This is a genomic window from Rhodococcus sp. 14-1411-2a, from assembly GCF_002259485.1.
In the GTDB taxonomy this organism is placed as follows: Bacteria; Actinomycetota; Actinomycetes; order Mycobacteriales; family Mycobacteriaceae; genus Rhodococcoides.
In genome coordinates this window covers 195,852-209,052 of sequence record NZ_NPGA01000007.1, presented here as the reverse complement: position 1 = coordinate 209,052, position 13,201 = coordinate 195,852, and the positions used below count along the sequence as shown (strand labels likewise).

Annotated in this window: 18 protein-coding genes and 1 tRNA gene; 13 read left to right on the top strand and 6 right to left on the bottom strand. The window is 62.7% G+C overall.

The features are described 5' to 3' along the window. Nucleotides 1-26: 26 nt before the first annotated feature. Nucleotides 27-896: a divisome protein SepX/GlpR gene (sepX, locus tag CH291_RS02945; RefSeq protein ID WP_068049759.1), complete on the top strand. Its 870-nt coding sequence runs from the start codon at nt 27-29 to the stop codon at nt 894-896. Between the two features lie 55 nt (nt 897-951). Next, a tRNA-Ala gene (locus CH291_RS02940) sits at nt 952-1,024 on the top strand. A 362-nt stretch (nt 1,025-1,386) separates the two neighbouring features. On the opposite strand, the gene CH291_RS02935 is transcribed toward CH291_RS02940, so the two are convergent. Together CH291_RS02935 and CH291_RS27095 are read right to left on the bottom strand one after the other, a co-directional pair. Next, a complete protein-coding gene (locus tag CH291_RS02935) occupies nt 1,387-1,710 on the bottom strand; it encodes a hypothetical protein (protein WP_143545871.1) in 324 nt (107 codons plus the stop codon). Nucleotides 1,711-1,812: 102 nt separating this feature from the next. Then, the gene (locus CH291_RS27095) at nt 1,813-1,935 is read right to left on the bottom strand and encodes a hypothetical protein (protein WP_256980709.1); all 123 of its coding nucleotides are present in this window, start codon (nt 1,933-1,935) and stop codon (nt 1,813-1,815) included. 255 nt (nt 1,936-2,190) lie between these two features. On the opposite strand from CH291_RS27095, the gene CH291_RS02930 reads away from it, so the two are divergent. The 6 genes from CH291_RS02930 (at nt 2,191) to CH291_RS02910 (ending at nt 6,643) form a co-directional block, all read left to right on the top strand. After that, nucleotides 2,191-3,129 (top strand): glycosyltransferase family 2 protein, encoded by a 939-nt coding sequence (locus CH291_RS02930; protein ID WP_094686679.1) that lies wholly within the window; start codon nt 2,191-2,193, stop codon nt 3,127-3,129. Nucleotides 3,130-3,686: 557 nt separating this feature from the next. Next, nucleotides 3,687-4,139, top strand: a complete 453-nt coding sequence (locus CH291_RS02925) for an effector binding domain-containing protein (protein WP_094686678.1) — start codon at nt 3,687-3,689, stop codon at nt 4,137-4,139. A gap of 11 nt (nt 4,140-4,150) precedes the next feature. Beyond that, a complete protein-coding gene (locus CH291_RS02920) occupies nt 4,151-4,573 on the top strand; it encodes an effector binding domain-containing protein (protein ID WP_094639808.1) in 423 nt (140 codons plus the stop codon). 188 nt (nt 4,574-4,761) lie between these two features. Next, nucleotides 4,762-5,436 (top strand): ScbR family autoregulator-binding transcription factor, encoded by a 675-nt coding sequence (locus CH291_RS02915; protein ID WP_068049771.1) that lies wholly within the window; start codon nt 4,762-4,764, stop codon nt 5,434-5,436. 58 nt (nt 5,437-5,494) lie between these two features. Beyond that, nucleotides 5,495-5,665 (top strand): hypothetical protein, encoded by a 171-nt coding sequence (locus tag CH291_RS26660; RefSeq protein WP_176460553.1) that lies wholly within the window; start codon nt 5,495-5,497, stop codon nt 5,663-5,665. Between the two features lie 75 nt (nt 5,666-5,740). Further along, nucleotides 5,741-6,643 carry an SDR family oxidoreductase gene (locus CH291_RS02910; protein ID WP_094686677.1) on the top strand — a complete coding sequence of 301 codons (903 nt, stop codon included), beginning with the start codon at nt 5,741-5,743 and terminating at the stop codon, nt 6,641-6,643. Here the strand turns inward: CH291_RS02910 and soxR are convergent. After that, on the bottom strand, nt 6,559-7,059 hold the full coding sequence (soxR, locus tag CH291_RS02905) for a redox-sensitive transcriptional activator SoxR (protein ID WP_094639555.1): 501 nt from the start codon (nt 7,057-7,059) through the stop codon (nt 6,559-6,561). The genes CH291_RS02910 and soxR overlap by 85 nt on opposite strands. A gap of 64 nt (nt 7,060-7,123) precedes the next feature. On the opposite strand from soxR, the gene CH291_RS02900 reads away from it, so the two are divergent. After that, nucleotides 7,124-8,362 (top strand): arginine deiminase, encoded by a 1,239-nt coding sequence (locus CH291_RS02900; protein WP_094686676.1) that lies wholly within the window; start codon nt 7,124-7,126, stop codon nt 8,360-8,362. Between the two features lie 4 nt (nt 8,363-8,366). Here CH291_RS02900 and arsC read toward each other — a convergent pair whose 3' ends face one another. Continuing rightward, a complete protein-coding gene (arsC, locus tag CH291_RS02895) occupies nt 8,367-8,714 on the bottom strand; it encodes an arsenate reductase (glutaredoxin) (RefSeq protein WP_094686675.1) in 348 nt (115 codons plus the stop codon). Between the two features lie 62 nt (nt 8,715-8,776). Here arsC and CH291_RS02890 point away from each other — a divergent pair, with 62 nt between their 5' ends. The 3 genes from CH291_RS02890 (at nt 8,777) to CH291_RS02880 (ending at nt 10,313) form a co-directional block, all read left to right on the top strand. After that, nucleotides 8,777-9,445 carry an NAD(P)H-binding protein gene (locus tag CH291_RS02890; RefSeq protein ID WP_068049783.1) on the top strand — a complete coding sequence of 223 codons (669 nt, stop codon included), beginning with the start codon at nt 8,777-8,779 and terminating at the stop codon, nt 9,443-9,445. Nucleotides 9,446-9,455: 10 nt separating this feature from the next. After that, nucleotides 9,456-9,824 (top strand): GntR family transcriptional regulator, encoded by a 369-nt coding sequence (locus tag CH291_RS02885; RefSeq protein ID WP_094686674.1) that lies wholly within the window; start codon nt 9,456-9,458, stop codon nt 9,822-9,824. 66 nt (nt 9,825-9,890) lie between these two features. Beyond that, on the top strand, nt 9,891-10,313 hold the full coding sequence (locus CH291_RS02880; protein WP_068049787.1) for a DoxX family protein: 423 nt from the start codon (nt 9,891-9,893) through the stop codon (nt 10,311-10,313). A 4-nt stretch (nt 10,314-10,317) separates the two neighbouring features. Here CH291_RS02880 and CH291_RS02875 read toward each other — a convergent pair whose 3' ends face one another. Then, nucleotides 10,318-11,829, bottom strand: coding sequence for a dolichyl-phosphate-mannose--protein mannosyltransferase (locus CH291_RS02875; RefSeq protein WP_068049825.1), 1,512 nt, complete (start codon nt 11,827-11,829; stop codon nt 10,318-10,320). 107 nt (nt 11,830-11,936) lie between these two features. Here CH291_RS02875 and rsmI point away from each other — a divergent pair, with 107 nt between their 5' ends. Next, nucleotides 11,937-12,761 (top strand): 16S rRNA (cytidine(1402)-2'-O)-methyltransferase, encoded by an 825-nt coding sequence (gene rsmI, locus CH291_RS02870; protein ID WP_094686771.1) that lies wholly within the window; start codon nt 11,937-11,939, stop codon nt 12,759-12,761. A gap of 4 nt (nt 12,762-12,765) precedes the next feature. On the opposite strand, the gene CH291_RS02865 is transcribed toward rsmI, so the two are convergent. Beyond that, entirely contained in the window at nt 12,766-13,194 is a 429-nt protein-coding gene (locus CH291_RS02865; protein WP_094686673.1) for an SRPBCC family protein, read from the bottom strand. Nucleotides 13,195-13,201: the final 7 nt, after the last annotated feature.

Below are 13,201 nucleotides of genomic sequence, written 5' to 3'. Positions count from 1 at the left end.
GTTGCCCAGGGAGGAGAACATCGCCGATGCCGAACTCGATCATCTGGATCGGTCTCGTAGCCGTCTGGCTCTTCGTTCTTCTGCCCATGCTGATGACCAAGCGTCCGCAGATCATGCAGACGACCGACGCAGCGCTCGCGACCCGCGTGCTGCATCGGGGTGGCACTAAGCGAAAGCAGCGCGGCCCCGCGACCGGGCACCGCAGTGATCCCCACTGGCGACCGGAGGACGACCTGCGAGTCTCCGCGCCGGCCCGAGAGATCTTCGGCCCCGCGATTGCGACTGTTCGTCCAGACTCACCCGATCTACCCGGTACCGCGGAGGACCCGATGGACACTCACGCAGCAGACAGCGACCTCGAGCGCGATGCACCCGACTCGGAGGCATCGAGTGCAAGTTCGCCCGCGCACGAACCCGGTGTCGTCGACGACGATTTCGTCCCTCGCCGACGCGGCCGCGGCGGTTTCGACCCCGAGGCCGATGCGATCGCCCGTGCCGCGCGGTACGCGTTTCGACAGCGCGCAGTTCTGGGGTTGGTATTCGCGGCGATCACCACTGCAGCTCTGGCCTTCATCATTTCTCCGACGGTCTGGTGGCTGTGCGGACTGTCCGTCGCCGTTCTCGTCGGTTACCTGTACTACCTGCGTCGTCAGGTGCAGATCGAGGAAGAGGTCCGTCGACGTCGGCTCACCCGGATGGGCCGGTCCCGTCTCGGTGTGGAATCGGAGACCGACGACGAACTCGAGCTCGTCCCGCAGCGGTTGCGTCGCCCCGGTGCGGTGGTGCTCGAGATCGACGACGAGGATCCCGAATTCGAGCATCTCGATCACTACGAGGAGCCGTTCCAGGCACGTCGTGACGAGGACCGGGACATGCGCAGAGCCCAGGGCGCGTAGCTGCCGCCCGAAGCGGCTTTGCTAGAGTTACCCAGCCGGTCGACATGACGGCGAAGGGGCTGTGGCGCAGTTGGTAGCGCGTCTCGTTCGCATCGAGAAGGTCAGGGGTTCGATTCCCCTCAGCTCCACATAACAGAAGAGAACAGGCTCGATCGACACAGTCGATCGAGCCTGTTCTTGCGAGTGAGGCGAACTGTCAGGAAGCCGAGCCGGAGCTGAGCAGCTCCAGGATCGGGATGTTGGAGGTCGTGCTTCCGGTGGAGCTTCCGGTCGACAGAAGGCTGGAGATGAACGAAGAGATGTCCATGGAAAAACTCCTACTTGTTGAGGGGTGAGCCGTGCGTCACGCGCAGCCAGGAGTATTTGTATCTCGTTCAAACCAACTTTGTGACGGAAACAACGATTCCGAATCGATTCAGTGACGGGAAAAAGTGCATTTTCAGCGGAGAGATGAGGCTGGAGCCGTGTTCCGAGACTGTCGGATTGTCGCTCAAGGGAACACCGAACCCAACAGGCTCATGACGATGGTAGTTACCGACAGGCCGCCGGTTCCGAACGCGGCAGCAGCAGCGAACGCGATCAGCACTTCGTCCTCGGACGGTGTCGGCGGTTCTACCGACTTCCCGAAGAACGTGAACGGCAGGCCCCAGAACGCGCTCACCCCGCCGCCGTATTCACGAGTCAGGTCGCCGAAGCAGTTGTCGCCGTTGTCCGACACCCCTCGAAACACTGCGCTGGATTCGAGGTCCTTGGCCGCCAGAGTCAGAGTGTTGTCCCGAAACGACACCCGTAGGCGATATGACCTCTTCGTCACCCGGGCGCGACCCACCTGGATCGAGAGGGGCTCGCCGTCGAAGTTTGCGCGAACGCACGTCGCACTCCTGGTGCCCAACGGAGTCTTGTCGTGTGTCTGTGGTCAGATTCGACTGAACGTGATGCGAACATCGCGTGACGAGACGTAGAACGCCGAGATGGCGACGTTCGAATATTCGACGACGACATCGTCGTACAGAGCGGTCTCGATCCTGACGGTCTCCACGGCGGGAACCTTACGTCGCATCGGAGATGCCCGAATGCCCGGTAAGGAGACCGTGGAGTACGAACAGTGAGTTGGCTCGTAGCGATCAAACCGGAGAATTCCTTGTTATAGGGATTGGCTGGAGAATCGAAGTTCGATCGGCGAACTCGTATCGTAATTCATATTGTTTATTGCGCAGAATTCGACTGGCTATATTTGCCATTTTATGCGGTAGCATCAATTCGTCCGTAGCTCGTATTTCGAGACGCACTATTCATGCATCCGAACCGAGCCACACTATCGCCGAAATCAATTGGTCAGGGGTTGGCAGCGGTGAACAGTCTTTCGGTCGTTGTGCCTGCATTCAACGAGTCCGCTCACTTGAGCGAATGTTTGGATGCACTGCTGGAGCAGCGCGAACACATTCGCGAGATCATTGTTGTCGACAACAATTCGACCGACGACACCGCTGCGATCGTTCTCGATCGTCGACGCCGATTCCCGATGATCGAACTGGTCGCGGAGTCCGAGCGCGGAGTGGTGCACGCACGAAACACGGGCTTCGACAACGCCGTCGGATCGATCATCGGCCGCATCGACGCCGACACGCACGTCGGTGCGGGCTGGGCGAAGTCGGTACTGGACTTCTTCGATCGGCGATTGGACTACGCCGCGGTCACCGGGCCGATTCACCTCTACGACTCTCCATGGGTGGTGCCCTATCGGGCGTTCGTTAACTACACCACCAAGCGGAAGCCGGATGAGCTGCGGGTTTCTGCCGCATCCGGTAACAACTTCGCTATCCGTCGGTCTGCCTGGCAGGCGGTCCGCGACCGAGTGAGTCTGCGAACCGACCTACACGAGGACATAGATCTGTCTCTGTGCCTCCATCGTGTCGGGCTGCAGATCGCTCGGATCAAGTCCATGTGCGTCGAGGTGTCGGGCCGTCGACTGCTCACCCCTCCGCTCGAGTACCGCCACTACGTACTCAGTTCCTATCGGACCTGGGCGCACCACGATCTGGTCGGCAACCCGCTGCGCAGATTGCTGATAATGGACATGGTTCTGCATACCCTTCATTGGCCGCTGACGCGGATGCTGTCGACGTGTGATTCGCGAATTCTCCCGGTATCGCATAACGATACGAGCGTTACGGCCGACCAGCACCTGTCAGTCATTCGTAACGACGAATTCGCGACCGCATCCGGTAAATGAACTTTCCGCGAATTCGGTGAGCGAATAACACCGATGTAGGGAGTCGTCGACTCTCACCGTTGTCGGAATCGGCTCCTTCGTACTGTCAATAAAGTCCATTTTGTCCGATGCTGACGTCGGTGATCAGATGGTCGGTCTCGCAATCGCACGAATCGCGAAACCGCACCCGAGCGGCAAGCGAAGCCGGCGCATCGAGTGGGTCGCCGGCTGGTCGCAGCCGGATGGAACGGCCGATCTCGGTGCCTGTGTGCGCACCGGAGGCCGTTGCGTCTAAACCAACTATCGATCGGACGGATTGTGCATGGTGTGTCGGTCGGCGCAGTTCTCACCACCCTCGTGCCCCTCAGCCGCCCGGAGTGGGCGTCCGTGCTGCCTCGCCGACTATCCGTCCGACAGCTCTCGATAAAGAAGTTGCTTAGCAGCCAAAACGGGCTGCAAGTTTGGTTGATCGATTGACGATCCACCTACCAGTCGCGCCGGTAGATTGACGGGCGATATTGTGAACGGACCGGTTCCGAGCACAGGATCTGCCCCTGCAACTTCTCTACGGAGTGTGAATGTCGTTCGAGATCGTCGACCTCGCTGAAACGTGGGTCGCGGGTCTCCCCGTTCGCAGCCCCAAACGGGCGCTCGGCCGCCTCGACGACCCGGCTCTCGATCAAGCGTGGTCCGCAGTTCTCAATCAGGAGACCTCGGGTCCGCTCGCGTCCATTTATACCGACTTCGCCCCCGGTATCGGCTCGTACAATACGCAGGTAGTCGGTTATCAGTCTTCTTCGCTCGATCGAGTTGCGCGCGGACATCTGGTGGCAAAAGTGCCCGCGGCGAAATACGCACGGTTTTCTGCGGTGGGGTATTTCCCCGACGTTCTCACCCGATTGTGGAACCAGATCGATCATGCCGAAGAGCAGGGCGAGATAGTGCGATCGTTCACCGGCGACTACGAGTGCTATCCCCACGCCTACAAGATCGACCTCTATCTGGCGATCACCGCGCCCGGCGGTTCGTGATGACCTTCCGGGTGACCGCACGCAGTGCAGAGCTGTTCAGTGGGTTGGTGGCACCGCGAGTGGAGCCCGGCGCGGAATCGAGCGGCAGCGAATGGATGCGATTCCTGCGAGATCGTCTGTGCGAGAAGCATATCGACGCGCATCAGGTGTGCACGGTGTACGTTCCGGATCCCCACGGTACGGTCAACGCGGTGGTCGCCGTCTCGGTGGACTCGCCCGGCGACGTCGCGGTGGGGGATGTCTTCGTGTCGGTACCGACCGGCGTGTTCGCGGTATTCACGCCCACCGGAGCATTGGCGGATCCGATCGAGGACGTGTGGGCTCAGGTCGAAGAGTGCGTTATGTCCGGATCGATATTTCGCGCCTACAAAGAGGAAGTCGAAGTCGTTACGAATACCGGAGAAGTGGAACTTTTCATTTCAATCGTTTTGTAAACGAGCCGTTCTTCATGCAATTGTCACTTTCGAATCACAAAATCGCCACCGAACCGGTTACTATTGTCGAGCGCTGGCAGCCCGACAGGGCGAAGTGAATTCCACGTTCACCTCGATCGGCCTACGGGTAGGCAGTGGATACAGAGCGTCGATGTCATGCAAGGTCGACAGAGCAGGGGTGTTCCAACATGGTGAGACAACTGAGAGCAGAAGCAACGCGAGCGGCCGCACTGCGGGCTGCAGCAGATCTCTTCCTCGAGGTGGGGCATGCGAATGCCACGCTGAGTCAGGTGTCAGCGCAGTCCGGTGTGACCAAAGGTGCGTTGTACTTCCATTTCGCGTCCAAGGAAGAACTGGCGCGTGCGATCGTCGACGAGGGGCACGATCGCGTGTCCACTGCGTGCGCCGGCTTGGTCGACAGTCGCAGCCCGGCTCTCGAGTCCGTCATCGGAATCTCGTATTCGGTACTCGAGCTCGCCGCATCGGATCCCCTGGTGCGCGTCATGTACCGGTTGCAGATGGAGATCGACGGATCCGACACCGCCCGCGGCAGTGTGTTCGGTACCTGGGGAAACATCTTCGAGCACCTCTTCGAGCGGGCAATCGAGCACGGTGACGTCGCCGACCATCTGGATGCGGGCAACGCGGCGCTGCTGGTGTGCGAGATGCTCGCCGGAGTTCTGATGGTGTCCGAGGCGCAGTCCCGGCTGGAGGATGCCCCCTCGCGCATGGAGAAGGTCTGGAACACGGTCCTCCCGTCGCTGGTGCCCGCTGACAAACTTGCCTACTTCCGCGAATTCGCGGCGCGGAGTCTGTCCAGTTTCGTGCGCGAGAGCATCACGTCAGCATCTGTCACAGTCTGAAAATTCCGTGATCTCGGGGTGCTTGCCGCACACCCGGTTGCCGGGCACACTGTGTGACATGGAACACACTGTGCACCGGCCTCGGATGTCGGACAACGAACTCCGGAAAGCGATCGGAACCCTGCAGCAGCGCGCGGACGACGCACGCAAACAGGGTGCCGACGACGATGCTGCGCGAATCGAGCGCACTATCGCCGACTACCGAGACGAGATGTCGCAAAGATTGTGACAACCCTCCCGGTCGTCACCGCGTAGGGTCGAAATCGAACTGACACGTGGCAACCGGTGGGGGTTACAAGCTTCGATGGTTACATACGATCTGCGCGGTAAGAAGACGTTGGTCACTGGAGCAGGCAGCGGAATCGGTCGGGCAACGGCCATCGCTGCTGCAGGAGTGGGAGCGGAACTCTTCCTGACCGATATCAACGGCACCGGTTTGGCGGAGACGGTGGACCTGGTCGGTCGCGCGGGCGGTACCGTCAGTCACTCGTTGCCCTTCGATGTGTCCGATTTCGAGGCCGTCACCGCGTTCGCGGACGACATTCACGCCGAGTTCGGGAGCCTGGACGTCGTGATGAACGTTGCCGGAATCTCCGCATGGGGAACCGTCGAAAATCTCGAACACCGGCACTGGAAATCGATGGTCGACGTCAATCTGATGGGGCCTATTCACATCATCGAGAAGTTCCTACCTCCGATGATCGACGCCGGACGGGGTGGCCATCTGGTCAACGTCTCGTCCGCCGCCGGATTGATTCCCCTTCCGTGGCACGCTGCCTACAGCGCCAGCAAGTACGGTCTGCGCGGAGTCTCCGAGGTACTCAAATACGACCTCAAGCGCCACGGAATCGGCGTCAGCCTGGTGGTGCCCGGTGGCGTCAAGACCGGGCTGGTGCAGACGCTTCAGATCGCCGGCGTCGATCGTGACGATCCGCGGGTACAGAAGTTGCAACACCGGTTCGAGAAGCGTGCCGTGGAACCCTCGGTTGTCGCCGATGCCATTCTCGCCGGAATTGCCAAGCGCAAGTACCTCGTCTACTCCTCCAACGACATCCGATTCGGGTACTGGGTCGCCAGAAAATTCGCCCCGCCCTACGAATATGTACTGCAGAAGGCGAACGATCAGTTCTCCAAGCTGCTCGAGCCGCGTCGAGTCGAGGGTTCGTCGAAATCGACGTCCAGTGTGCGCGCACCGGGCCCCGAGTAGGACAGTTCGTCGTGTGGGTTGACCAATGCGCAGCCGGCCAGCGACAGGCAACCGCACCCGATGCACCCGGTCAAGTTGTCCCGAAGCCGGATCAATTGCTCTATCCGAGAGTCGAGTTCGCGATGCCACTGCGTCGAGAGCCTGGCCCAGTCCTCGCGTGTCGGAGTCCGCTCGTCCGGTAGTTCGCTCAACGCCTGCCGGATGTTCGCCAGTGGGATCCCGACCTTCTGCGAGATCCGGATGAAGGCAACCCGGCGCAGAGTTTCGCGATGAAATCGGCGCTGATTTCCCGAGGTTCGGCGACTGCTGATCAGCCCCTGTTTCTCGTAGAAGTGCAAGGCCGAGACCGCAACTCCGCTGCGCTCGGACAGCTGGCCGGGAGTCAGTTCTCGGACGTTCCACTCGGGCATCGGCACGACCTCGACAATACTTCAGGTCCTGATCCCAGCGGCGGCAGGCGAATGGGATTACCGTTCGTTCATGAGTGTCGATGCGGTTGCGGGCCCGTTGGGTGCCGACTCCGAGGTAGGGGTGCTGCGCACCGTCATGCTGCACCGGCCGGGAGACGAGCTTCGACGCCTCACACCGCGCAACAACGATCAGCTGCTGTTCGACGGTCTGCCGTGGGTCGATCGCGCACAGGACGAGCACGACGCGTTCGCTGATCTCCTGCGAGGTCGAGGGGTCACGGTGCTGCTCCTCGGCGAACTTCTCACCGAGGCCATGACGGTCAGCGGCGCAGCGCGAATGCAAGGTATCTCCGCCGCCGTCGATGCCCGACGGCTCGGCCGGTCGCTCGCCGAGGACCTCGCCCAACATCTGCGGGGTGTGCCCGCGGCCGAATTGGCGCAGATCCTCATGGCGGGAATGACTTTCGACGAGTTGCTCGAGGCGGAGACGGGGGACCCGCAACCGAGCGGGGCATCGCTGGTTCGGCGAATGCATCACGGTGGGGACTTCGTCATCGACCCGCTGCCGAACCTGTTGTTCACCCGCGACTCGTCGTTTTGGATAGACGACCGAGTGGCGATCACCTCGCTGGCGCTGCCTGCCCGTGTGCGGGAGACGTCGCTGACCGATCTGATCTATGCATTCCATCCGATGTTTCGCGGCGTGCGGCGCGCGTACGAGTCGCGGACCGCTCCGGTCGAAGGCGGCGACGTGCTGTTGCTCGCTCCGGGTGTGGTGGCAGTCGGAGTTGGCGAGCGCACCACTCCCGCAGGCGCAGAAGCGTTGGCGCGCAGCCTGTTCGAGGATGATTTGGCGCACAGTGTATTGGTGGTGCCGATCGCGCAGGAGCGCGCGTCCATGCATCTGGACACGGTGTGCACCATGGTCGATACCGACGCGGTGGTGATGTACCCGGCGATTCAGGACGCGTTGTCCGCGTTCACCATTCACCGCGAAGATGCAGGGGTCACCATCCGCGGCGGTGACCCGTTCCTCGAGGCGGCCGCCGATGCGATGGGCATCGGCAAGCTGCGGTTGATCGATACCGGACTCGATCACGTCACCGCCGAGCGCGAACAATGGGACGACGGCAACAACACGCTCGCCATTGCGCCGGGAGTCGTCGTCGCGTACGAACGCAACGTCGAAACGAATGCACGGCTGGAGGCGTCGGGCATCGAGGTGCTGCGGATCTCCGGATCGGAACTGGGTTCGGGGCGAGGCGGCCCCCGATGCATGTCGTGCCCGGTGTCGCGCGAGAGGTTGTAGCGCTCTACAGCACGGTCTGTACTTTGTCGGCCGGGCGGGCGAGCACGGTGCCCTTGTCGGTCACCACGATCGGGCGCTCGATGAGTATCGGGTGCTGGACCATCGCCGCGATCAGCGTGTCGGCGTCCGCGCCTGCCAGCCCCAGTTCCTTGTAGATGCTCTCGCGAGTTCGAATGGCCTGACGCGGTTCGAGTCCGGCGTCGGCAAGCAGAGCGCGCAGTTCCTTCTCGGTGGGAGGCGAGTCGAGGTACCGAATCACCCGCGGCACCACACCGGTTTCCTCGATTGCTTTGAGGACCGTACGAGAGGTGTTACACCGGGGATTGTGGTAGATGGTCGCCGAGCCAGTCATGTTTGCAATCCTGCCACGCGGGTAGCCACCCCGACAGATTCACGTCAGGAACGGGAGTGGTTATGACCGACAAGCGCATTGTCATTGCAGGTGGCCACGGCCAGATCGCGCAACATCTGACTCAGGTGCTCACGGCGCACGGAGATCGTGCGGTATCGCTGATTCGTAACAGCGACCACGTCGATGCCGTCACCGCGCTGGGCGCGCTGCCGCAGGTGATCGATCTCGAATCGGCCTCCGTCGACGAGGTTGCTGCCCTGCTCGCCGACGCGGACGCGGTGGTGTTCGCTGCAGGTGCGGGCCCGAACAGCGGTCCCGAGCGCAAGGACACGGTCGATCGTGCCGGCGCAGTGCTTCTGGCCGATGCGGCAGAGAAGGCAGGCGTTCGGCGCTACGTGCTGATCAGCTCGTTCGGTGCCGGGGAGCCGGTCGCCGAGGATCTCGATGCCGGCTGGAAGGCGTACATCGAGGCCAAAACTGCTGCGGAAGAGGATGTTTCGGCAAGAAGTGGACTGGACTGGACTATTCTGCGTCCGGGCAAGTTGACCGACGAGGACCCCACCGGCTCGGTATCGCTGACCGAGCCGCCGCTGGACTCGGGTGAGGTGACCCGCGCCGATGTGGCCGCGGTGATCGCGCAGTTGCTCGATACCGGCTCGGCCGTGCGCAAGACGCTGATGTTGACGTCCGGGCCGACTTCGATCGTCGACGCAGTCGACGCGCTCGGATAAGGCATCGACCGTGCGCGTACACATCGATTCGTCGGACACCACCCCGGTGTTCGAGCAGCTACGAATGCAGATTCTGGGGCTGGTGCGATCGGGCGATCTCATCGCCGGTACCAAGATCCCGACGGTCAGGGGTCTGGCCGAGGAACTCAAGATCGCACCGAACACGGTGGCGAAGACCTACCGGGAGCTCGAGCAGCAGGGAATCATCGAGACGAGGGGCCGGTCCGGTTCGTTCGTCGCGTCGGGCGGCGATCCGTCGCGCGACATCGCGGCCCGGGCGGCGACGGAGTTCGTCAGGACGGTCCGGTCCATCGGGCTGGACGACGATCAGGCTCGCTCGTTCCTCGAATCTGCCCTCAAGGGTGCGAACGGCAGTTAAGTTGACGCTTCAACCTACTTCTGTCAGGGTAGGGCTGCCCGTGTAGCCCTGTCAGAAGGAATTGTCATGAACTCCACCGTCGTACGCGACGTCGTTGCCCTCGTAGCTCGAATCGGCCTGGGTATCGTTTTCATCGCCCATGGCTGGCAGAAGCTCAACACCTACGGCCTCGACGGCACCGCAGCAAGCTTCGAGATGATGAACATTCCGCTGCCGACGGCGTCCGCCTACTTCGCCACATTCGTCGAACTCGTCGGCGGCGGTGCGCTCGTGCTGGGCATCTTCACTCCGGTCGCCGGCCTGCTGCTGTTTCTGAACATGCTCGGTGCGGCCGTCTTCGTGCACTTCGAGAACGGCGTGTTCGCTGCGGACAACGGCTACGAACTGGTCGTCGCTCTCGGGGTCGGCGCGCTGCTGCTCGCCGCTTTCGGTGCCGGACGCATCAGCATCGACGGACTCACCAAGGGCAAGACTGCGCTGCTTGCATAATCGCTCAGCGCCAGCTCGGCAGCCACAACTGTTGCTGCCACATCTCCGGCGTGATCGGCATTGCGGTCAGAATCGGCCACAGCCACACGAAGTTTGCGATCACCACGGCGAGGTACAGGGACACCAGTAGCAGTCCGGTACCTCGCCGTTCGGCCGATGCGGTGGCTTTGCCGATGATGTCGCCCAGCACCAGTGCGAAGCCCATCACCATGAACGGTGCGAGAGCCACCGCGTAGAAGTAGTACATCTGTCGGTCGAGTGTGGTGAACCACGGCAGCAGTGCTGCTGAGTACGCCACGAGCACTGTGGCGTAACGCCAGTCGCGTCGGACGAACACCGACCAGATCACCCAGGCCAGCATCGGCAGGGCCAGCCACCACATCGCGGGCGTGCCGATCAGCATGATCGCTTTGACACACGAGGACGCCGAGCAACCGGACACGTTCTCGCCGTCGGCGAAGTAGTACAGCATCGGGCGCAGACCCATCGGCCAGGTCCACGGCTTCGATTCCCACGGGTGTCGGTTGCCCGCCGAGTTCGTCAGTCCCTCATGGAATTGCAGCACGCTGCTGCTGTAGAACCACAGGGACCGCAACGCGTCGGGCACGAACGAGAACGGACCTCCCGCTCCGACGCCACTGCCGACCTCGTGTCGATACACGCCGGTCTCGGAGGTGAACCACGCCCACCAGGTCATCAGATACACGGCAATCGGAACGACCACCAGCGCGTACAGGGCAGGCCCGATGTCGCGCAACGCCGTTCCCCGCCACGGGCGTCGAACTCCGTATGCGCGGCGTGCCGCCACATCGAATGCCACGCTCAACAATCCGAAGAATGCGATGAAGTACAGACCCGACCACTTGGTGCCGCAGGCGAGTCCCAGCATGATGCCGGCTCCGAATCGCCACCACCGCACTCCCATTCGCGGACCGAGCACGCTGACGTCCATTCGACCTTCGGCGCGCACCCTCGACAGACGCTGTCGCATGTCGTCGCGGTCGACGACCAAGCAACCCAGCGCAGCGGTGACGAACAGCGCGAGAAAGATGTCCAGCATGCCGATGCGGCTGCTGACGAACGTCACGCCGTCGACGATGAGCAGAATGCCTGCGATAGCCCCGACCAGTGTCGATCGGGCGAGGCGTCGCACGATTCGAATGACCAACAGCACCAACAGGGTTCCGGCCACGGCCGAAGAGAAGCGCCAACCCCAGCCGTTGTAGCCGAACAGCGCCTCACCGATGGCGATCAGTTGCTTGCCGACCGGCGGATGCACCACCAGCCCGTAGGCCGGATTGTCCTCGAGCCCGCCGCCGGTGAGTACCTGATAGCCCTGCGGGGCGTAGTGCTTCTCGTCGAACACCGGGGTTCCGGCGTCGGTGGGGTATCGCAACATGGTGAAGCGCGTGATCGCGCAGATCACGGTGATGACGATGGTGACGATCCACCCGCGGCGGGCATCGGTGTCGTGGAACCAGTCGCGCGCGGCAACGGTGGGCCCGGGACTGACCATCGACCGGTCGCCGGAGCGCTCAGAGGTCAGCAAGGTCACGTACCGATCGTAGGCGTTGATCGGCAGTGCCCGGCACGCCGCTGCACAGCGTGCGGGACACTGGAGGCATGCTCATCCTTGCCGCCACCCCGATGGGCGACGTCGGTGATGCCTCGCAGCGCCTGCGTGATGCCCTCGGCACTGCCGATATCGTCGCCGCCGAGGACACCCGGCGCACCAAACAACTCGCGTCCTCGCTCGGCGTGGTGATCGCAGGAAGAGTGGTCAGCTTCTACGACCAGGTCGAAACCGCCCGCCTTCCGGCTCTCGTCGAGGCAGTGGGCGAGGGCAAGACGGTGTTGCTGGTGACCGACGCGGGGATGCCGTCGGTGAGCGACCCCGGCTACCGCCTCGTGGCAGCCTGCGTCGAGGCCGGTCTGCCGCTGACCTGTCTGCCCGGGCCGAGCGCGGTCACCACGGCCCTCGCGCTGTCCGGTCTGCCCGTCGAACGCTTCTGCTTCGACGGATTCGCGCCGCGCAAGCAAGGACAGCGACGCACCTACTTCCGAACCGTGCTCGCCGAACCGCGTGCCATCGTCTTCTTCGAAGCACCGCACCGTCTCGTCGCGTGCCTCGAGGACGCCGTCCACGTCCTCGGCCCCGACCGCCGCGCCGCGGTGTGCCGGGAGCTCACCAAGACCTACGAGGAGGTGCGCCGCGGCGGCCTGGGGGAGTTGCTCGAATGGGCGAGGGACGGGGTGCGCGGAGAAATCACCGTCGTGCTCGAAGGAGCCGTCGCCGTCGCCGAAGAGCCCGAGGATCTCGTTGCCGACGTGGAAACGCTGGTGGCGTCGGGCATGCGGTTGAAGGACGCCTGCGCTCAGGTGGCGGTCGACGGCGTCTCCAAACGTGAGGTCTACGAGGCCGTTCTCGCCGCACGTAAGGAGCAGTAGGGGCTCAGCCCACCACTTGCTGACGCAGACCCTCGGTGGCCGCTTCGAGGATCGTCTTGGTTCCCTTCTTCACCAGGAAGCCGGGTAGCGGGATCTTCGGGTCCACGGTCAGCTCGAACTCGACATGGGTGCCGTTGCCCTTGGGCGTCAACGTGTATCGGCCGTCCTGGGCCTTCTGCTGAGTGCTCTCGACGAGTGTCCACGACACCTCGTTCTCCGACCACGTGTACTCGACGAGTTGCTCGTCGTTGACGCCGATGATCGAGACGTTCATCCTGACGTGGTGTGGCTTGCCGTCGTCGAACCGATCGACGACCTCGCACTTCTTGTGGACCGGGGACCACGACGGGATGCCCTCGACGTCTGCGAGTACTTCCATTATTGCCGCTGCGTCTGCGTCGATGTCGACGGACTTGTTCGCTGTGACTGCCATGGGGAGA